General features: G+C 59.6%; 15 protein-coding genes and 3 tRNA genes. 3 read left to right on the forward strand and 15 right to left on the reverse strand.

The window, feature by feature from the left end; all coding sequences use genetic code 11:
- Positions 1-52 precede the first annotated feature (52 nt).
- The 15 genes from rpoC to ACWPVA_RS08975 all read right to left on the reverse strand — a co-directional run bounded on the left by rpoC (position 53) and on the right by ACWPVA_RS08975 (position 17,343).
- Positions 53-4,267: a DNA-directed RNA polymerase subunit beta' gene (gene rpoC / locus ACWPVA_RS08905; protein WP_454287344.1), complete on the reverse strand. Its 4,215-nt coding sequence runs from the start codon at positions 4,265-4,267 to the stop codon at positions 53-55.
- Positions 4,268-4,453: 186 nt separating this feature from the next.
- Complete coding sequence (gene rpoB / locus ACWPVA_RS08910; RefSeq protein WP_454287345.1) at positions 4,454-8,590, reverse strand: DNA-directed RNA polymerase subunit beta; 4,137 nt, start codon at positions 8,588-8,590, stop codon at positions 4,454-4,456.
- A 256-nt stretch (positions 8,591-8,846) separates the two neighbouring features.
- On the reverse strand, positions 8,847-9,221 hold the full coding sequence (gene rplL / locus ACWPVA_RS08915; RefSeq protein WP_454287346.1) for a 50S ribosomal protein L7/L12: 375 nt from the start codon (positions 9,219-9,221) through the stop codon (positions 8,847-8,849).
- A 69-nt stretch (positions 9,222-9,290) separates the two neighbouring features.
- Positions 9,291-9,809, reverse strand: a complete 519-nt coding sequence (gene rplJ, locus ACWPVA_RS08920; RefSeq protein WP_454287347.1) for a 50S ribosomal protein L10 — start codon at positions 9,807-9,809, stop codon at positions 9,291-9,293.
- A gap of 338 nt (positions 9,810-10,147) precedes the next feature.
- The gene (rplA, locus tag ACWPVA_RS08925; RefSeq protein WP_454287348.1) at positions 10,148-10,843 is read right to left on the reverse strand and encodes a 50S ribosomal protein L1; all 696 of its coding nucleotides are present in this window, start codon (positions 10,841-10,843) and stop codon (positions 10,148-10,150) included.
- Positions 10,844-10,845: 2 nt separating this feature from the next.
- Positions 10,846-11,277 (reverse strand): 50S ribosomal protein L11, encoded by a 432-nt coding sequence (rplK, locus tag ACWPVA_RS08930; protein WP_454287349.1) that lies wholly within the window; start codon positions 11,275-11,277, stop codon positions 10,846-10,848.
- A 146-nt stretch (positions 11,278-11,423) separates the two neighbouring features.
- Positions 11,424-11,954 (reverse strand): transcription termination/antitermination protein NusG, encoded by a 531-nt coding sequence (gene nusG / locus ACWPVA_RS08935; RefSeq protein WP_454287350.1) that lies wholly within the window; start codon positions 11,952-11,954, stop codon positions 11,424-11,426.
- A gap of 15 nt (positions 11,955-11,969) precedes the next feature.
- Positions 11,970-12,170, reverse strand: coding sequence for a preprotein translocase subunit SecE (gene secE / locus ACWPVA_RS08940; RefSeq protein ID WP_454287351.1), 201 nt, complete (start codon positions 12,168-12,170; stop codon positions 11,970-11,972).
- A gap of 193 nt (positions 12,171-12,363) precedes the next feature.
- Positions 12,364-12,439, reverse strand: a tRNA-Trp gene (locus tag ACWPVA_RS08945).
- Between the two features lie 186 nt (positions 12,440-12,625).
- A complete protein-coding gene (locus tag ACWPVA_RS08950) occupies positions 12,626-13,498 on the reverse strand; it encodes a 3-deoxy-manno-octulosonate cytidylyltransferase (RefSeq protein ID WP_454287352.1) in 873 nt (290 codons plus the stop codon).
- Entirely contained in the window at positions 13,498-14,190 is a 693-nt protein-coding gene (locus ACWPVA_RS08955) for a glycosyltransferase (RefSeq protein WP_454287353.1), read from the reverse strand. The genes ACWPVA_RS08950 and ACWPVA_RS08955 overlap by 1 nt, the downstream gene beginning before the upstream one ends.
- Positions 14,191-14,437: 247 nt before the next feature.
- Positions 14,438-15,613 (reverse strand): elongation factor Tu, encoded by a 1,176-nt coding sequence (gene tuf / locus ACWPVA_RS08960; RefSeq protein WP_454287339.1) that lies wholly within the window; start codon positions 15,611-15,613, stop codon positions 14,438-14,440.
- A gap of 208 nt (positions 15,614-15,821) precedes the next feature.
- Positions 15,822-16,895, reverse strand: a complete 1,074-nt coding sequence (locus tag ACWPVA_RS08965; protein WP_454289555.1) for an NAD(P)-dependent alcohol dehydrogenase — start codon at positions 16,893-16,895, stop codon at positions 15,822-15,824.
- 268 nt (positions 16,896-17,163) lie between these two features.
- A tRNA-Gly gene (locus ACWPVA_RS08970) sits at positions 17,164-17,237 on the reverse strand.
- Positions 17,238-17,258: 21 nt separating this feature from the next.
- Positions 17,259-17,343: transfer RNA gene (locus ACWPVA_RS08975), tRNA-Tyr, on the reverse strand.
- A 208-nt stretch (positions 17,344-17,551) separates the two neighbouring features.
- Here ACWPVA_RS08975 and rlmB point away from each other — a divergent pair.
- From rlmB to ACWPVA_RS08990, 3 genes are read left to right on the forward strand one after another with little or no spacing between them, the layout of a single operon-like run.
- Complete coding sequence (rlmB, locus tag ACWPVA_RS08980; RefSeq protein WP_454287354.1) at positions 17,552-18,436, forward strand: 23S rRNA (guanosine(2251)-2'-O)-methyltransferase RlmB; 885 nt, start codon at positions 17,552-17,554, stop codon at positions 18,434-18,436.
- Positions 18,433-19,209 carry an HAD-IIB family hydrolase gene (locus ACWPVA_RS08985; RefSeq protein ID WP_454287355.1) on the forward strand — a complete coding sequence of 259 codons (777 nt, stop codon included), beginning with the start codon at positions 18,433-18,435 and terminating at the stop codon, positions 19,207-19,209. Before rlmB ends, ACWPVA_RS08985 begins: the two co-directional genes overlap by 4 nt.
- A 39-nt stretch (positions 19,210-19,248) precedes the next feature.
- The gene (locus ACWPVA_RS08990) at positions 19,249-20,466 is read left to right on the forward strand and encodes a glycosyl transferase (protein ID WP_454287356.1); all 1,218 of its coding nucleotides are present in this window, start codon (positions 19,249-19,251) and stop codon (positions 20,464-20,466) included.
- Positions 20,467-20,507: the final 41 nt, after the last annotated feature.

Consider the following 20,507-nt stretch of genomic DNA (forward strand, 5'->3'; position numbering starts at 1 on the left):
TATCATTCGTCAAAGCAGCGGTGCGACATAATCGCACCCAGGCTTCCGGGTCTTATTCGCCGACCGGAGCACCCTCCGCCTGGGCAAGATCCTGCAGCATCGGGGTGGCCAGATCGGCGCCCGTACCCTTGCGACGCTCTTCGAGGATAAGCTCGTCGCGCGAAGTGGCGATGCGGCGGATCTGCGTCATCGTACCACCGGTACCGGCCGGGATCAGACGGCCGACGATGACGTTTTCCTTGAGGCCCTGCAGCGTGTCGGTCTTGCCGGCAATCGCAGCTTCCGTGAGAACCTTGGTGGTTTCCTGGAAGGATGCGGCCGAGATGAACGACGGGGTCTGTAGCGAGGCCTTGGTGATGCCGAGGAGGACCGGTTCGCCGTAAGCCGGCTTCTTGCCTTCCTCGATCAGACGCTCGTTGCCATCGTCCAGTTCGATCCGATCGACATTGTCGCCGACGATGTACTGGCTGTCGCCGGCATCCGTGATCTCGACCTTCTGCAGCATCTGGCGAACAATCACTTCGATGTGCTTGTCGTTGATCAAAACGCCCTGCAGTCGGTAGACCTCCTGGATTTCGTTGACCAGGTACGAAGCCAGAGCCTCGACACCCTTGATCGCCAGAATGTCATGCGGCGCCGGGTTGCCGTCGAGGATATAATCACCCTTTTCGATATAGTCGCCATCCTGAAGATGGAAGGGCTTGCCCTTCGGGATCAGGTATTCGACCGGCTCGACACCGTCTTCGGCCGGCTCGATGATAACGCGACGCTTGTTCTTGTAGTCGCGGCCGAGGCGGATCGTACCATCGATCTCTGCGATGACGGCATGGTCCTTCGGACGACGGGCTTCGAACAGTTCGGCAACACGCGGCAGACCACCGGTGATGTCCTTGGTCTTGGCGCTTTCGAGCGGCGAACGCGCCAGAACGTCACCCTGGGAGACCTTGGTTCCCGGCTCGACCGACAGGATCGCTTCGACCGAGAGGTGGAAGCGGGCTTCGCCACCGCGGGCAAGCTTCAAGACGTTGCCTGCAGCATCCTTGATGACGATCGCCGGCTTGAGGTCCGAACCACGCGGGGTCGAACGCCAGTCGATGACTTGACGCTTGGTGATGCCGGTCGATTCGTCGGTCGCCTCGAGCACCGAGAGACCATCGATGACGTCCTCGAAATGCACGATGCCTTCGACTTCCGTCATCATCGGGCGGGTGTAGGGATCCCACTCCGCGAGACGCTGGCCGCGCTTCACCTTGTCGCCGTCGTCGACGAAGACCTTCGAACCATAGGCCACACGCTGCGAGGAGCGCTCGACACCACGCTCGTCGAGAATGGTGACGGCCATGCTACGGCCCATGGCAATGAGGTTGCCTTCGGAATTGCGCAGCATGTTGCGGTTCTTGATCTGCACCGTACCTTCATACGAGGCTTCCAGGAACGATTGGTCGACCACGGTCGCCGTACCGCCAAGGTGGAAGGTACGCATGGTGAGCTGGGTGCCCGGTTCGCCGATCGACTGTGCGGCGATGACGCCGACGGCCTCGCCCATGTTGACCGGTGTACCGCGGGCCAGATCTCGACCATAGCAGATCGAGCACACGCCGGTCTGAACTTCGCAGGTCAGCGCCGAGCGAATACGGATCGACTGGATACCCGCCTTTTCGATCTCGATGACGTCCGGCTCGAGGATCATGCGACCGGCATCGACGATACGCTCGCCGGTAACCGGATGATCGATGTTGTCGAGCGCGGTGCGGCCGAGAACACGGGCACCGATCGAGGCAACGACCTGACCGGCATCGACGATCGCCGTCATGGTCAGGCCCTTGTCGGTGCCGCAATCCACGAGGTTGACGATGCAATCCTGCGCGACGTCGACGAGACGACGGGTCAGGTAACCGGAGTTTGCGGTCTTCAAGGCGGTGTCGGCCAGACCCTTACGGGCACCGTGGGTCGAGTTGAAGTACTCGTTAACGGTCAGACCTTCCTTGAAGTTCGAGATGATCGGCGTCTCGATGATTTCACCCGACGGCTTGGCCATGAGGCCGCGCATGCCGCCCAGCTGACGCATCTGGTTCGGAGAACCACGGGCGCCCGAGTGGGACATCATGTAGATGGCGTTCATCGGCTTTTGACGGCCGGTTTCCGGATCGAACTCGACGGCCTTAATGCGGGCCATCATGTCTTCAGCAACCTTTTCCGTTGCCTTGCCCCAGGCGTCGACGACCTTGTTGTACTTCTCACCCTGAGTGATCAGACCGTCGTTATACTGCTGTTCGTATTCCTTGACCAAGGACTCCGTGTCGCCGACGATCTTCGCCTTCGTCTCCGGAATGACCATGTCGTCCTTGCCGAACGAAATGCCAGCCTTGCAGGCATGCGAGAAACCGAGCTGCATGATGCGGTCGCAGAAAATGACCGTGTCCTTCTGACCGCAGTGACGGTAGACCGTATCGATCATCTTGGAGATGTTCTTCTTGGTCATTTCCTGGTTGCAGACGTCGAACGGCACGTTCACGTTCTTCGGCAGGAGTTCGCCGATGACCATACGACCCGGCGTCGTCTCAAAGATCTTCGAAACCGGCTTGCCGTCGGCATCGACGGTCTTGAAGCGGCCCTTGATCTTCGAGTGCAGGGTGACAATCTTGTTCTCAAGGGCGTGCTGAAGCTCGCCCATGTCGGAGAAGGCCATGCCTTCGCCTGGCTCGTTCTGGTTCTGGATCGACAGATAGTACAGGCCGAGAACCATGTCCTGCGACGGAACGATGATCGGCGCGCCGTTTGCCGGGTGCAGGATGTTATTGGTCGACATCATCAGCACGCGGGCTTCAAGCTGGGCTTCGAGCGACAGCGGCACGTGAACGGCCATCTGGTCGCCGTCGAAGTCGGCGTTGAAGGCCGTGCAGACGAGCGGATGCAGCTGGATTGCCTTGCCTTCAACAAGCACCGGTTCGAAGGCCTGGATGCCCAGACGGTGCAGCGTCGGCGCACGGTTCAGCAGAACCGGATGCTCGCGAATGACCTCGTCGAGGATATCCCAGACCTCCGGCTTTTCCTTTTCGACCAGTTTCTTGGCCTGCTTGACGGTCGAGGAATAACCCTTGGCGTCGAGACGGGCGTAGATAAAGGGCTTGAACAGTTCGAGCGCCATCTTCTTGGGCAGGCCGCACTGGTGCAGCTTGAGTTCCGGACCGGTCACGATTACCGAACGGCCGGAGTAGTCGACGCGCTTGCCTAGAAGGTTCTGGCGGAAACGGCCCTGCTTGCCCTTGAGCATGTCGGACAGCGACTTCAGCGGGCGCTTGTTGGCACCGGTGATGACGCGGCCACGGCGGCCGTTATCGAAGAGCGCGTCCACAAATTCCTGCAGCATGCGCTTTTCGTTGCGGATGATGATGCCCGGCGCGCGCAGTTCGATCAGGCGCTTCAGACGGTTGTTACGGTTGATCACGCGGCGATAGAGATCGTTAAGGTCGGAGGTCGCGAAGCGGCCACCATCCAGCGGAACGAGCGGACGCAGGTCCGGCGGAATGACCGGAACGACCTTCATGATCATCCATTCCGGACGGTTGCCGGATTCCATGAAGTTCTCGACGATCTTCAGGCGCTTCATCAGCTTCTTCTGCTTGAGATCCGAAGTGGTCTCAGCCAATTCGGCACGCAGATCGCCGGCGATCTTCTCGAGGTTCATCGAGGCGAGCATCTCGTAGATCGCCTCGGCGCCGATCATCGCGGTGAACTGGTCTTCGCCATATTCATCCACGGCCAGCATGTATTCTTCTTCCGAAAGGAGCTGATGCTCCTTCAGGGCGGTCAGGCCCGGCTCAGTGACGATATAGTTCTCGAAATAAAGAACGCGCTCGACATCCTTCAGCGTCATGTCGAGAAGGGTGGAGATGCGGGACGGAAGCGACTTCAGGAACCAGATGTGGGCAACCGGCGCTGCGAGCTCGATATGGCCCATGCGCTCGCGGCGAACGCGCGACAGCGTCACTTCGACGCCGCACTTTTCGCAGATGATGCCCTTGTACTTCATGCGCTTGTACTTGCCGCACAGGCACTCGTAGTCCTTGATGGGCCCGAAGATACGCGCGCAGAACAGGCCATCGCGTTCCGGCTTGAAGGTACGGTAATTGATCGTTTCCGGCTTCTTGATCTCGCCATACGACCACGAAAGAATCTTTTCCGGGCTGGCAATCGAAATCCGGATGGAATCGAAATGCTGCGCCGGTACCGACGGGTTGAAAAGGTTCATGACCTCTTGGTTCATGCCTGTCTCCTTGATGGGGCAAAAGAGCCCTCAATGGGATCTCGGTTCCGGCAAATTCCCGGGATGCCGAACCGGATCCTGAAATGACAATAACCGCCAAATGCGGCGAAACTTCCCTGCCCCGGTCCGACCGGATCAAGGCGGGAATGGCGTGCGAGGTTCGCCCCGCACGCCCTTGTCAACTTGCTATTCCGCCGCGTCGGGCAACTGGCCGGATGCCGCTTCGTCGATCTTCGAGTTCTCGAGCTCGACGCTGAGACCCAGCGACCGCATTTCCTTGACGAGAACGTTGAAGCTCTCCGGAATGCCAGCCTCGAAGGTATCGTCACCGCGGACGATCGCCTCGTAGACCTTTGTACGGCCCGCCACGTCGTCCGACTTCACCGTCAGCATTTCCTGCAGGGTGTAGGCGGCGCCGTAGGCTTCGAGCGCCCAGACTTCCATTTCCCCGAAGCGCTGACCGCCGAACTGCGCCTTGCCGCCCAGCGGCTGCTGGGTCACGAGCGAGTAAGGACCGATCGAACGGGCGTGGATCTTGTCATCGACCAAGTGGTTGAGCTTGATCATGTACATGTAACCCACGGTAACCATGCGGTCGAACTGCTCGCCGGTACGGCCATCGTAGAGCACCGACTGTCCGGACGGATCGAGACCGGCACGGGTCAGCATGGCAGCGACGTCAGGCTCGTGCGCACCGTCGAAGACCGGCGTTGCGATCGATACGCCCCGCTTTGCTTCCTCGGCCAGACGAACAAGAAATTCGTCGTCGAAACGCTTCACTTCGTCATGCGATTCACTCGCATAGATGTCGGTGAGTTCGGTCCGCAACTCGGTGATGTCCAACGACTTGTGATAGGCCTCAAGCATATCACCGATCTTCTTGCCCATGCCGGCGCATGCCCAGGCCAGATGGGTTTCGAGGATCTGGCCGACGTTCATGCGCGAAGGCACGCCAAGCGGGTTCAAGCAGATGTCGACATGCGTACCGTCTTCCAGGAACGGCATGTCTTCGACCGGCACGATGCGCGATACGACACCCTTGTTACCATGCCGGCCGGCCATCTTGTCACCTGGCTGGATCTTGCGCTTCACAGCAACAAAGACCTTGACCATCTTCATGACGCCCGGAGGCATTTCGTCGCCGCGCTGGACCTTTTCGACCTTGTCCATGAAGCGATGCTCGAGCAGCGACTTCGACTCGTCGTACTGGCCTCGCAGCGCTTCGACCTCGCCCTGGACCTTCTCGTCCTCGACGGCGAACATCCACCATTGCGAACGCGGATACTCCGAGATGACGTCGTTCGAAAGCTCGACGCCCTTCTTGAAGCCCTTCGGACCGGCAACAGACACCTGACCACGCAGCATGTCGAGCAAACGACCATATACGTTACGGTCGAGGATCGCCTGTTCGTCGTCGCGGTCCTTGGCCAGGCGCTCGATTTCCTCGCGCTCGATGGCCATCGCACGCTCGTCCTTTTCGACGCCGTGACGGTTGAACACCCGCACTTCGACAATCGTGCCGAAGGTACCCGGCGGCATGCGCATCGAGGTGTCGCGAACGTCCGAAGCCTTTTCGCCGAAGATGGCGCGCAGAAGCTTTTCTTCCGGCGTCATCGGGCTTTCGCCCTTCGGCGTGATCTTACCGACCAGGATGTCACCGGGCTGAACTTCAGCGCCGATGTAGACGATACCGGCTTCGTCCAGGTTCTTCAGCGCTTCTTCCGATACGTTCGGAATGTCGCGGGTGATTTCTTCCGGACCAAGCTTGGTATCGCGCGCCATCACTTCGAATTCTTCGATGTGAATGGAGGTGAAGACGTCGTCAGAGACGATGCGTTCCGACATCAAGATGGAGTCTTCGTAATTGTAGCCGTTCCACGGCATGAACGCGACGAGCGCGTTCCGGCCGAGAGCCAGATCACCGAGGTCAGTCGACGGACCGTCCGCGATGATGTCGCCCTTGTTCAGAATGTCGCCGACGGTAACCAGCGGACGCTGGTTGATGCAGGTGTTCTGGTTGGAACGCTGGAACTTCTGCAGACGATAGATGTCGACGCCGGACTTGCCGGATTCAAGATCTTCCGTGGCACGGATAACGATACGTGTCGCGTCGACTTGGTCGACGACACCGCTGCGACGTGCAGCAATGGCGGCGCCGGAGTCGCGCGCAACGATCGGCTCCATGCCGGTACCGACGAACGGCGCTTCGGCACGCACCAACGGCACGGCCTGACGCTGCATGTTCGAGCCCATGAGAGCACGGTTGGCGTCATCGTTTTCCAAGAACGGAATGAGCGCCGCTGCGACCGAAACGAGCTGCTTCGGCGAAACGTCCATCAGGTTGATGGTGTCGCGCGGCGACAGCATGACTTCGCCGGCATGACGGCAAACGACGAACTCCTCGACGAACTGGCCGTCCGGGGTGAGTTCGGAATTGGCCTGCGCGACGTAGTACTTCGCTTCTTCCATGGCCGACAGGTAGACGACTTCCTTCGTAACCTTGCCGTCAATAATCTTGCGGTACGGGCTCTCGATGAAGCCGTACTTGTTGACACGGGCGAAGGTAGCAAGCGAGTTGATCAGACCGATGTTCGGGCCTTCCGGCGTTTCGATCGGGCAGATGCGGCCGTAGTGGGTCGGGTGAACGTCGCGGACTTCGAAGCCGGCGCGCTCACGGGTCAGACCGCCCGGCCCAAGAGCCGAAAGACGGCGCTTGTGGGTGATTTCCGAGAGCGGGTTCACCTGGTCCATGAACTGCGACAACTGCGAGGAGCCGAAGAATTCGCGCACCGCGGCCGCTGCCGGCTTGGCGTTGATCAGGTCCTGCGGCATGACGGTATCGATTTCGATCGACGACATGCGTTCCTTGATGGCGCGCTCCATGCGCAGCAGACCCAGGCGGTACTGGTTCTCCATCAATTCGCCGACGGAGCGGACACGACGGTTGCCGAGGTTGTCGATGTCGTCGATCTCGCCCTTGCCGTCGCGCAGTTCGACAAGCATCTTGACCACGGCCAGGATGTCTTCCTTGCGCAAGACGCGGACGGTATCCTCGACGGTCAGGTCGAGGCGCATGTTCATCTTGACGCGACCGACGGCCGAGAGGTCGTAGCGCTCGCTATCGAAGAACAGCGAGTTGAACATCGCTTCCGCCGACTCCATGGTCGGCGGTTCACCGGGACGCATGACGCGGTAGATGTCGAACAGAGCGTCCTGACGGTTCTCGTTCTTGTCGGCGGCCAGCGTGTTGCGGATGTAGGCGCCGATGTTGATGTGGTCGATGCCGAGAACCGGGATCTCGCCGAAGCCAAATTCTAGGATCTGCGGCAAGGTCTTCTCATCGATCTCTGCGCCTGCTTCGAGATAAATCTCACCGGTCGCCATGTTGACCATGTCTTCGGCGAGATAGTTGCCGTAAAGATCCTCGTCGGATGCCTTCAGAGCCTTCAGGCCCTTATCCTGCAGCTGACGCAGCAGGCGCGGGGTAAGCTTCTTGCCACCTTCGACCACGACTTCGCCGGTGTCGGCGTCGACCATGTCGGAAATGGTCTTTGCGCCCTTCAGCGTTTCCGGCAGGAAAGGAATGCGCCAGCCTTCGCCGTCACGCAGATAGGTCGACTTGGTATAGAAGGTCGAAAGAATTTCTTCGCCATCCATACCAAGCGCCATCAGCAAAGACGTGACCGGGATCTTGCGGCGACGGTCGATACGGGCATGGACGATGTCCTTGGCATCGAATTCGATGTCGAGCCAGGAACCGCGATAGGGGATGACACGGGCTGCAAACAGCAGCTTGCCCGAGGAATGGCTCTTGCCCTTGTCGTGGTCGAAGAACACGCCTGGCGAACGGTGCATCTGAGATACGATGACGCGCTCGGTACCGTTGACGATGAACGTACCATTGTTGGTCATGAGCGGCATGTCGCCCATGTAGACGGACTGTTCCTTGATGTCCTTGATCGAACGGGCGCCCGTATCCTCGTCAATATCGAACACAATAAGGCGCAGCGTCACCTTGAGCGGCGCTGCGTAGGTCAGATCGCGCTGACGGCATTCGTCCACGTCGAATTTCGGCTGCTCGAATTCGTAAGAGACGAATTCGAGCATCGAAGCACCCGAAAAATCGGTGATCGGAAAGACCGACTTGAAAACAGCATTAAGCCCCTCATCGGGACGGCCGCCTTCGGGCTCGTCAACCATGAGGAACTGATCATAGGAAGCCTTCTGAACCTCAATGAGGTTCGGCATTTCCGCGACTTCTGGAATCTTACCAAAAAACTTGCGTACGCGCCTGCGACCATTAAAGGAAAGGGTCTGAGCCATCGTCGCTCCTTGTCAATTTGCATCCGGGCCTGCAACAGACGGAGACCGCTGGCCAGTCGACTCCGTCAATAAATGGATCGCTCAATCTCGTCTTAGTTCCAAAACGGCCGGCCGGATTGCCGGGTGTCTCGGTTCAAGACCATCCTCTTGAGAACCCATTACCCAAAAGCCGTTTTATGGGCTTTTGGGTAATCAGTTCCTTGCAGAACGACGGATGGGAGACGGCCGATGCCGTCTCCCAAACGCTATTCCAGTCTTACTTGACGTCAACCTTGGCGCCGGCGTCTTCAAGCTTCTTCTTGAGGTCAGCGGCTTCAGCCTTGGAAACGGCTTCCTTGACAGCCTTCGGAGCGCCTTCGACCAGGTCCTTGGCTTCCTTGAGGCCGAGGCCAGTGATGGCGCGGACTTCCTTGATGACGTTGATCTTGTTCGCGCCGGCATCCGTGAGGATGACGTCGAACTCGGTCTTTTCTTCTTCGGCAGCAGCCGGAGCAGCACCACCAGCAGCAGCGACGGCTACCGGAGCAGCGGCGGAAACGCCCCACTTTTCTTCGAGCATCTTGGAAAGCTCAGCAGCTTCCAGAACGGTCAGAGAGGAGAGGTCTTCAACGATCTTAGCGAGATCAGCCATTTTACTAGTTCCTTAAAAGATGTTCGGTTCGAAACGAACGGGTTAGGGTATGAACAGCGAAAAACCGCCTTACGCGGCTTCGTCCTTCTTGGCATAGGCTGCGAACACGCGGGCAAGCTGACTTGCCGGTGCTGCAACAACCGTGGCGATGCGGGTTGCCGGGGCATTGAGAAGGCCCAGCAGCTTCGCGCGCAGCTCGTCCAGCGAAGGCAGGGTCGCAAGCGACTTGACTGCTTCGGCGGTGAGCTTGGTTGCCCCCATGGCACCACCGAGAACAACGAGCTTGTCGTTGGTCTTGGCGAAATCCATGACGACCTTCGGAGCCACAATCGGGTCTTCGCTGAATGCGATCAGCGTCTGACCCTTGAAGAGATCCGACATCTCTTCCGACTCCGTGCCCTGAAGAGCGATCTTGGCCAGGCGGTTCTTCGCGACTTTGACGGTACCGCCAGCTGCGCGCATTTTCGAACGGAAGTCGTTCATTTGCGCAACCGTGACACCAGCATAGTGGGCCACGACAACCGAACCGGAAGTCTTGAAGACTTCGTTCAGCTCCGTGACGAATTCGCGTTTTTCCGCTCTTTCCACTGTCTGTCTCCAGTTGATGGGACCGCAATCCTGCAGGCCCCACCGGGTTTGCCTTTTGCCTCAAGGGATCCATGTGAAAGTGGATCCCAAGCGACGCTTGAGGATCCTGTCCCCTCGCACTGCAGCCAAAGCTACAGGCACAAGGCACACAAGGCTCGAACCGAACTTCAACACGTCTTCCGACGTTTAAATATCGGGTCTTACCCGTCTCATGCAGGCGGTAATTAAGGCCATTCGGCCACCCACAATCTCGGACAGGAATTCCGGATTTCTCCGGAAATCTCCGGCCCCGAAGGGCCGGAAATCGGTGTTTCCGGGACCAAGGCCCCGGAGAAATCTTAGGCCGTAACGGTCGACGGATCGATCTTTACGCCCGGGCCCATGGTGGACGAGATGGCAACGCGCTTGACGTAGTTGCCCTTGGCGCCAGCCGGCTTGGCCTTGACGACCGCATCAGCAAAGGCCTTGATGTTCTCTTCGAGCGCCTTGGCGTCGAAAGACGCCTTGCCGATACCGGCGTGGATGATACCAGCCTTTTCAACGCGGAACTCGACTGCACCACCCTTGGAAGCCTTGACGGCGCCAGCGACGTCCATGGTCACGGTGCCGACCTTCGGGTTCGGCATCATGCCGCGAGGCCCGAGCACCTTACCGAGACGACCAACGAGCGGCATCATGTCCGGGGTCGCGATGCAGCGATCGAAGTCGATCTTGCCGCTCTGGACGACTTCGAGCAGATCTTCCGCGCCGACGATATCAGCACCGGCTGCCTTGGCTTCGTCAGCCTTGGCGCCACGCGCGAAGACTGCAACGCGAACGTCGCGGCCAGTGCCGTTCGGAAGGTTGACAACGCCGCGAACCATCTGGTCGGCGTGACGCGGGTCAACGCCGAGATTCATTGCGATTTCAACGGTCTCGTCGAACTTTGCGACGGCACGTTCCTTGACCATTGCAATGGCGTCGGACAGAGCAACCAGGGTCGTCGGGTCCACGCCTTCGCGGATCTTCTGCATACGCTTTGCGAGCTTAGCCATGATCAACCTACCACTTCCAGGCCCATGGAGCGGGCAGAGCCCTCGACCATGGCCATTGCGCCCTCGACATCAGCCGCGTTCAGGTCCTTCATCTTGCCTTCGGCAATCGTACGGACCTGAGCCTTGGTGATGGTACCGATGTTGGCACCCTTGCCAGGCGTCTTAGAGCCGGCGGTGATCTTTGCTTCCTTCTTCAGCCAGTAGGTCACGGGCGGCTGCTTCATAGCGAAGGTGAAGGACTTGTCCTGGTAATAGGTGATGACGACCGGAATCGGCATACCCTTTTCCATTTCCTGCGTAGCAGCATTGAATGCCTTGCAGAATTCCATGATGTTAATGCCACGCTGACCAAGCGCCGGACCAATCGGCGGGGACGGGTTTGCCGATCCTGCCTTGACCTGAAGCTTGAGCTGGCCTGCAACTTTCTTAGCCATATCTCTCTGCCTTTCAATGAGGACCGGTTGCCCGGCCCAGATGTGCCGGAAGAACCCGGCGGCTGCGGTTGCGTGGTACGTTTGACAGGTCCGGCTTCAGACCCTCACCCTCCCACGCGCTTGCGGGATCCAAGGACCCCTTCCGATCAGACCTTTTCGACCTGACCGTATTCCAGTTCAACCGGGGTCGCGCGACCGAAGATCGAGACCTCAACCTTGAGGCGCGACCGCTCCTCATCAACGTCCTGAACAACACCGTTAAACGAAGCGAACGGACCGTCGGAAACGCGGACCTGCTCTCCGATCTCGAAGGAGACGGAGGACTTCGGACGCTCGACACCTTCCTGGACCTGCCCCAGAATACGCTCAGCCTCGAAATCCGGGATCGGAACAGGCTTGTTGTCGGAACCGAGAAAACCCGTGACCTTCGGGGTATTCTTGATGAGGTGGTAGGCCTCGTCAGTCAGGTTCGCCCGCACCAGCACGTAACCGGGGAAGAACTTGCGCTCGGCGTCGACCTTGCGGCCGCGGCGCACCTCGACAACCTTTTCGGTCGGCACGAGAATCCTCTCGAAGAGGTGATCAAGGCCCTTCTGCTTGGCCTTGTGCTCGATGTCTTCCGCGACCTTCTTTTCAAAATTGGAATAAGCGTGGACGATATACCAACGTGCAGCCATGTTCGTCTCCGCTAATTAATTGCCGATGCTCAGCACGAGGCTGATCAGCCAGCCGATCAATTGATCGGCCGCAAAGAAAAACAGTGCAGCGAAGAGCACCATGAACAGCACCATCGCCGTCGAGATCATCGTCTCGCGCCGCGATGGCCATGTGACTTTGGACGTCTCGGAGCGAACCTGCTGCAGAAACGCGAATGGATTAGTCTTGGATGCCATTTAATGCCCACGCATTTACGGCACGTAAAGCCGACAATGTCAGCCCCACGCACCGCGTGTCTGTTTGAACCCTACATAAAGATCGATTCCCCTTTACACAAGAGTGAATCCATCCGTCCGCAACTTTTGCCTTCAACAAGTCCGCACGCTCTTCAAGCGACCGTCGCAAGAGACTGCGCCGAAATGCGGAACTTGGCAGGGGCAGCAGGGCTCGAACCTACGACCTGCGGTTTTGGAGACCGCCGCTCTACCAACTGAGCTATACCCCTAGATCCCGGCACAGGCGAAGCATGACGCATCGCTCTGCGAGATGGCATGGCGCTCCCTTTAAGGGGACCCGAAACGATTGGCAAGCCTGTTTTTTCCTTTTTCGACAGGCAAGCCCGATCTTTTCCGCCCCTACCGACACTCCCTACGCTACGTGGAAAGTCAGACCGCCGCCACGACCCTTGAAATCAGGAATCGCTCTTTTGCTCGGCCGCCTTCAGCTTCTCGGCCAGCTTGACCTTCCGCTTCTTGGGCTTTAGCCAACGACTGAAGGTGTGGAGAGCGCGGTTGAACTTGGTGTAGGAAAAGAGCCTGTCGATCTCGTGGTTCGCCCCTTCCAGCCGCTCGGACAAAACCTCAACGCCAGCGAAGACCACCTCGCCGGTCTCAAGCTCGGGGAATCGCCGCGTGATCGCAGAATAGGCATTAAACTCGGCGCCTTCCGCCGAGACGATCGTACCGCTGCGAATCAAGAGGCGCAGCACAACCTGCTCGAACGTCCAGTCGTGCTGGTGGAAGAGCTTCCAACTGGCGCTTCGGCGTGCGGAGAAACCGGTAATCATCACGGTCCGGCCGAGGCGAAGCTCTGCAAGCCAGACGGCAAGCGCAAATCCGCTCGTCGGAATCCGGCCCTTCGGATAGAAGTCGGTAAAATGGGATGCGAGGTCGAGATGACCGACCGCCGCACCGCCGAAATCCTCCGCGCGACTGAACCGCTCGCCCGCATCGACGCGCAGATTGGCAATCCCGACGAAGCGATCGCCCGGAAAGTAATTGAGGACGTCACCGACCTCGCGACGGTAGACGATATTGGCACCGACCGATCCGCTCCGGGCGACGAGCAGGGCGTTCCCGTCGAACGGCCTTTCGAGCACTTTGTAGACCTTGTTGAAGAAGACGAATAGCGCCGTATCGGGCAAGCCGGATCTCACCGCATCAAGTTGCGCCTGCTCGCTGTTGGCGACCAGTACGATGTGCGTATAGCGGGAAAAAAGCTCAGACCACCCGGCGGTCGCGTCGATGCCTTCGGTCGTGCGAATAGAAACGGGGACGTCGGACATTAGACCTCCCGCTGACGAACAAAGAGTGTGCGGTCGCGCATCGCGAACCACTCGTCGGCATAGTCGTCGTTGCGGTACTCGTCGAAATACGGGCCGCCATCGGTAAAATGGACGATCTTGGCCTCCGGCCGGTACTCGTATTCGTTGACGAGGTGGTTCCAGCCGACAGGCAGGCCGCCAATCTGACCGTCATCCTCAAGCCACTTGAACTGGTGCAGTTGCAAGCCCGAAGCCGTGTTCACATATTCCGGCGACAGCGCCCTGCACTTCGCGTTGTTGAACATCATCACGCTCGACCAGTTTTTCTTCTCATACTTGGTCTGCGTCTGTCCGAGAAATTTCGTCTCGATCTTGGGCTGGTAATCGTGCTTCACGCACATCACCGCGTAGCGATCGTCGCGCAAGGCCCAAAGCTCCGCGATATCTGCTCTCGCGAGCATGTCGCAGTCGACGAACAAACTCCAGCCCTCATAGCCACTGAGGTAGGGAACCATGAAGCGCGAGAAGGAGAATTCCGTCGACTGGAGGGCATTGCGTTCGCGCTGGAACATTCCGCCAAGATGGTCGAGCACAATGGGGGAAAAGACCACCGGGATCGTGGAGTGCTGAATAATGCTCTGCGCCAGGACATGGTAGGCAACGACTTCGTTTGAATCGAAGCCTATATAGACGCGCGCTATTTCATCCAACATTCCACTCTCCTGAATTCGGGCACGATCAATGTTCAGCGGGCTTGCACCGACTGCTCGGCGTGCCCATCGGACAGCAACGGAAGAACAATTCTTCTACACACAATCGCCACCCACGCCAATATCCACGGGCTTGACCTGGCTGCACGCAGGGTCGACGGTCCGCAGACTGCAGGTGTCAGAGGCAAAAACAAAAGCCCCGGGATACGCCGTATCCCGGGGCTTTCTTCCATCCCTTGCGGGAAAGAAACTACTCGATAATCGAGGCGACGATGCCTGCGCCAACGGTACGGCCGCCTTCGCGGATCGCGAAACGCAGCTTTTCTTCCATCGCGATCGGCACGATCAGTTCGACTTCAACCGTGACGTTGTCGCCCGGCATGACCATTTCCGTGCCTTCCGGAAGCGAGACGATGCCCGTCACGTCGGTGGTGCGGAAGTAGAACTGCGGACGGTAGTTGGTGAAGAACGGCGTATGACGACCGCCTTCTTCCTTCGTCAGGATGTAGGCTTCTGCCATGAACTTCTTGTGCGGCTTGACCGAACCCGGCTTGCACAGGATCTGGCCACGCTCGACGCCGTCACGGGCAACGCCGCGGATCAGGGCGCCGATGTTGTCGCCAGCCTGGCCCTGGTCGAGCAGCTTGCGGAACATTTCAACGCCGGTCACCGTCGTCTTGGTGGTCGGACGGATGCCGACGATTTCGACTTCTTCGCCAACCTTGACGATACCACGCTCGACGCGGCCGGTCACAACCGTACCACGGCCCGAGATCGAGAACACGTCTTCGATCGGCATCAGGAAGGGCTGGTCGATCGGACGCTCAGGCGTCGGAATGTAGGCGTCGACAGCGGCCATCAGTTCGCGGATCGCGTCTTCGCCGATCGTCTTGTCCGAATCTTCCAGAGCCGCCAGAGCCGAGCCCTTGACGATCGGGATCTCGTCGCCGGGGAAGTCGTAGGACGACAGGAGTTCGCGAACTTCAAGCTCGACGAGCTCGAGGAGTTCCGGGTCATCGACCTGGTCGACCTTGTTCAAGAACACCACGATCGCCGGAACGCCGACCTGACGGGCGAGCAGGATGTGCTCGCGGGTCTGCGGCATCGGGCCGTCGGCAGCCGAGCACACCAGGATCGCGCCGTCCATCTGGGCCGCACCGGTGATCATGTTCTTGACGTAGTCGGCGTGGCCGGGGCAGTCGACGTGCGCATAGTGGCGGGCCGCCGTCTCATACTCGACGTGCGCCGTCGAAATGGTGATGCCGCGCGCCTTTTCCTCCGGCGCCGCGTCGATCTGGTCATAGGCCTTGTATTCACCAAAGTACTTGGTGATCGCTGCCGTCAGAGACGTCTTGCCATGGTCGACGTGGCCGATCGTACCGATGTTGACGTGCGGCTTATTGCGCTCAAACTTACTCTTTGCCATTTGAATGCTTCCTATGATCGAGAAAGATGTGGTGCCGGCGAACCGGTTTGGTCCCGCCGTTTAAGGCTTTCCCGAGGATTGCGCAAGACTTAAATGATTTGACGCCGGATCGCAGGGACAAGGCCGCACCCTACCCTTTCGACCGGCGTCAAATCGTATCCGTCACACGCTGATACGACGTCGGATCCGCAGATTATTCGATGCCACCTTACGGCTCGATTGCCACTTTCAGCACGCCGTCGCGCTGGTTGGCGAAGAGGTCGTAGGCCTCCTCGATATCGTCCAGCTTGAAGCGATGGGTGACAAGCGGCTTCAGGTCGACACGGCCGGACGCGCAGACCTCCATGAGGCGGCGCATGCGTTCCTTGCCGCCTGGGCAAAGCGTCGTCACGATCTTGTTGTCTCCGAGGCCCGCCGAGAAAGCCCCGAGCGGTATGGTGAGATCGCTGGAATAAACTCCGAGGCTCGACAGCGTCCCCCCGGGGCGCAAGGATTCGAGCGCGGAGCGGAAGGTCCCTTGCGTGCCGAGCGCCTCGATCGCGACATCGACGCCGCGGCCGTCCGTCAGCGCCATGATCTGCTCCACGGGATCGCCTGCCTTGAAGTCGATAACGTGATCGGCGCCGAGCTTTTTGGCAACCTCCATGCGCGACGCCAGCGTGTCGACACCGATGATCGTCGTTGCACCCATCAGCTTCGCGCCCGCCACCGCGCACAGACCGATCGGCCCAAGCGCGAAGACAACGACGGTATCGCCGATCCTGACCCCGCCGCTCTCCGCGCCCGAAAAGCCGGTCGACATGATGTCGGGGCACATCAGCACCTGCTCGTCGGTTAGCTGGTCTGGAATGGGGCTGAGATTGGCCATCGCGTCCTTCACCAGCACGTACTCGGCCTGGCAGCCGTCGATGGTGTTGCCGAACTTCCAGCCGCCCATGGCCTTGAACCCGTGCTTCGTGCCGGCTCCGTCCTGCGAACCGCAGCCGCACAGGCAGGCATAGCTGTGGCCTGAGGGCGTGATTGCCCCGGCGATCACGCGCTGGCCTTCCTTGTAGCCCTCTACTGCAGAGCCGAGTTTTTCGATGACTCCCACCGGCTCGTGGCCGATCGTCAGGCCCTTCTCGACGGGGTACTCACCCTTGAGGATATGGACGTCCGTACCGCAGATCGTGGTCGTCGTGATGCGGATCAGCGCATCAAGCGGGCCGACGTCGGGGATGGGCTTCTCGTCGAGTACGATGCGACCCTTCTCAACGAAGATCGCAGCTCTCATTTTTTGCACCATGTCTTTTTCCTCCAGGGATGATGGACCAGGCGCAGGATAGTGCAATTACGAGACAACTTGAATACAACAGCAAGGGAAACGGCAGATCATTGAATAGAGCCTGCACACGCGCAATTCGGCGTCGCGTTGCCTCACCCCGGGCGTTTCGGCTTCCGTCCTCGAATAGAGCTGGTATTCAAGGACGGAAGCCGAAACGCCCGGAAGGCAATTATGCTTCCATTTTCATCGCCCTGATGGAAACTACGAATTTCGTGAGGAGATCGACTGGAGCGGGTAGCGGGAATCGAACCCGCGTATTCAGCTTGGAAGGCTGCTGCTCTACCATTGAGCTATACCCGCGATGTTCGATCCGAGGACGAATGGTGGAGAGAGTTGGATTTGAACCAACGTAGGCGAAGCCAACGGATTTACAGTCCGTCCCCTTTAACCACTCGGGCATCTCTCCAGTCTATTCGTCCGGATCAAGCGACCAAGCTTTTCAGTCGAGATTGCAGTGGCATTTGCCCCGCGATCTGCGGCGGGTATATGACGGCCCTTCCCGCTCATGTCAACACGATGAATGTCGAAAAAACTGGAAAAATTTCAGCCTGCGGAAAATGGAGCAGGGGCCAAGCGGGTCTATCCCCGACGATCCGGGGCAGCTATAAGACGACATGGCAAAAGATACGAAGATCGACAAAACCGCCCGTGATACCCACTATGCAACGCTGCGCCGCCAGGTGCGCGATGCGAAGCGCGAACGTGGCGAAATCCCGACGCCCGATACCCGCAAGGATCGTCGCAAAGAGACCGACTGGACGCCCCCACAGATCGCGCCAGATCAGGTCCGCCTCTATGGCCTGCACACCGTGCGTGCAGCGATCGACAATCCCGAGCGCAAGCTGATCAGGCTCTCCGTCACGCAGAATGCGCTCGTAAGACTTGAGATCGGACCCGTTTCCGAACTCGGCTTTCCTGTTGAAATCGTCTCGCCGCAGGATCTCGACAAGCAGCTCGGCCCGGACGCGATCCACCAGGGCGTGATGCTGGAGACGCGCCCGCTTCCCCTGCGTCGGCTGGAAGCGCTCAAAGACAGCCCTCTCCTGCTGGTGCTCGATCAGGTGACAGATCCGCACAATGTCGGCGCGATCATGCGCACCGCTGTCGCCTTTGGTGCCGGCGCGGTCATCACCACCATGCGCCACAGCCCGACCGAATCCGGTGTACTGGCCAAATCCGCCTCGGGCGCGCTGGAAATGATCCCCTATATCCAGATCACCAACTTATCGGACGCGCTCGGTGAGTTACACAAGCTCGGCTTCTTTTCGGTCGGCCTCGATTCGGACGGGCCGGCCCCGCTCGAAGGCATGCTGTCCGGCGACAAGGTCGCGCTGGTGCTGGGGGCCGAGGGCAAGGGCCTGAGGCAGAAGACGCGCGAGACGGTCAATGTGCTTGCTCGCCTCGACATGCCCGGCGCGATCAAATCGCTCAACGTCTCCAACGCCGCGGCGATCGCGCTCTACGCGACGCGCCAGCATCTCGCAAAAAAGACGGCATGATCGTCGTCTTCTCCGATCTCGACGGCACACTGCTCGACCACGAGACCTATTCCTTCGCAGCAGCCCTGCCGGCCCTCGCCGCGCTGAGGGCGAGACGGATCCCGCTCGTGCTTGCCAGCAGCAAGACGGAGGCGGAGATGCGCCCGATCGCCGAAGCAATCGGCATCGACCATCCGATGATCGTCGAAAACGGCGCCGGCATCGCCAATCTTGCCGGGCACCGAGATGAAGAGGCGAATCAATACGAGTCCTTACGCCGCATTCTTCAGTCGCTACCCGAACATCTGGCCGGCCTGTTCGAAGGCTTCGGCGACTGGAGCGTGGAACAGGTGACTGCGCGCACCGGTCTTGCGCCGACAGCCGCGGCGCTCGCCAAGCAACGGCGCTTTTCCGAACCTGGCATCTTTTCCGGCAGCGCGGAGCAGAGAGCGGAATTCTACGCCCGTCTCGACACCCTCGACTACCAGGCAGTCCAGGGCGGGCGCTTCCTTACCGTCATGCCGAAGACTTCCAAGGCCGAGCGCATGGTGGAAATCGCCGCGGCCTACGCATCGGAGACCGGAGAACCGGTCACCACGATCGCACTCGGCGACGCGCCGAATGATCTCGCCATGCTGGAGGCGGCCGACCGTGGTGTGATCATCGCCAACCCGGCGCACGCCCCGCTTCCGGTGACAAACCGGGAACGCCAGGGGTTTATTTCGCGGTCGCGAAATGCCGGCCCGGAAGGCTGGAACGAAAGCATTCTTCAACTCGTTGAAACGGGGTTTTAGTCGCATGGCCGCAGCCGTGCCTTTTGAGGAAGGATCGACATGGCGGATTTTCACCAGAACGGCGTAGTGGCCACCCTGCACAATCTGCGCGAACGCTCGCTTGAGCGCATGGAACGGGAAATCGAGCAATTCGCCACCAACCGACCGATCACCCTGATCCTGCCGTCACTCTATTCGGAGCTTGAGGCCCCAGCCCTCGAACACATTGTCAGCGAGCTCACGGAAGTTCCCTACATTTCCGAAATCGTCATCGGCCTCGACCAGGCCGACCGGGCGCAGTTCGAGCATGCCAAGTCGTATTTCTCCCGCCTGCCGCAGAAGCATTCCGTCATTTGGCATGACGGGCCGAGGCTGAGCGCGATCGATCAGCAGCTTGACGAGGCAAAACTCGCCCCCGACCAGCCGGGCAAGGGCCGCAATGTCTGGTACTGCATGGGATATGTGCTCGGCGCGCGCAATTCCGGCGTGGTGGCACTGCACGATTGCGACATCACCACCTATTCGCGCGAGATGCTGGCGCGACTGATCTATCCGGTCGCAAATCCCGGCTTCCCTTACGTCTTTTCCAAGGGGTACTATCCACGGATCGCAGAGCGCTCGCTCAACGGACGTGTGACCCGGCTGCTGGTCACGCCGCTGCTCTTGAGCCTCGAGCGGGTGATCGGCCATCACCCTTACATCGATTATCTGAAAGCGTTCCGCTATCCGCTCGCCGGCGAGTTCGCCATGCGCACCCACCTGCTGCCGGATATTCGCATCCCGTCGGACTGGGGGCTCGAGATCGGCGTGTTGTCAGAACTCTGGCGCAACTATTCGAACAATGCCATCTGCCAGGTGGACATTGCAGATGCCTATGACCACAAACACCAGCCGCTCTCGCCCGACGACAGCGCCCGTGGCCTGTCGCGCATGTCGATCGACATAACCAAGGCGCTGCTACGCAAGCTTGCGACCGATGGGGTGGTCTTCAGCCAGGAGAGCCTTCGGACGCTGAAGGCGACCTACTACCGCACAGCGCTCGACCTCGTGGAGATCTATCACAACGACGCGCGGATGAACGGGCTCTCGACCGACCGGCACAGGGAGGAACAGGCCGTCGAACTGTTTGCCGCCAACCTGGTCGAGGCCGGCAATATCTTCCTCGACAATCCCAACTCCACGCCCTTCATGCCGAGCTGGAACCGCATCCACAGCGCCCTTCCCAACCTCATCGGCGAATTGCAGGAGGCGGTGCGAGCGGACAGGGAAGCCGAATAGCTCCGTCCGCGCGCAAATCTCACTGGCAAAAGCCCGGTTCT

Source organism: Rhizobium arsenicireducens, from assembly GCF_964021225.1.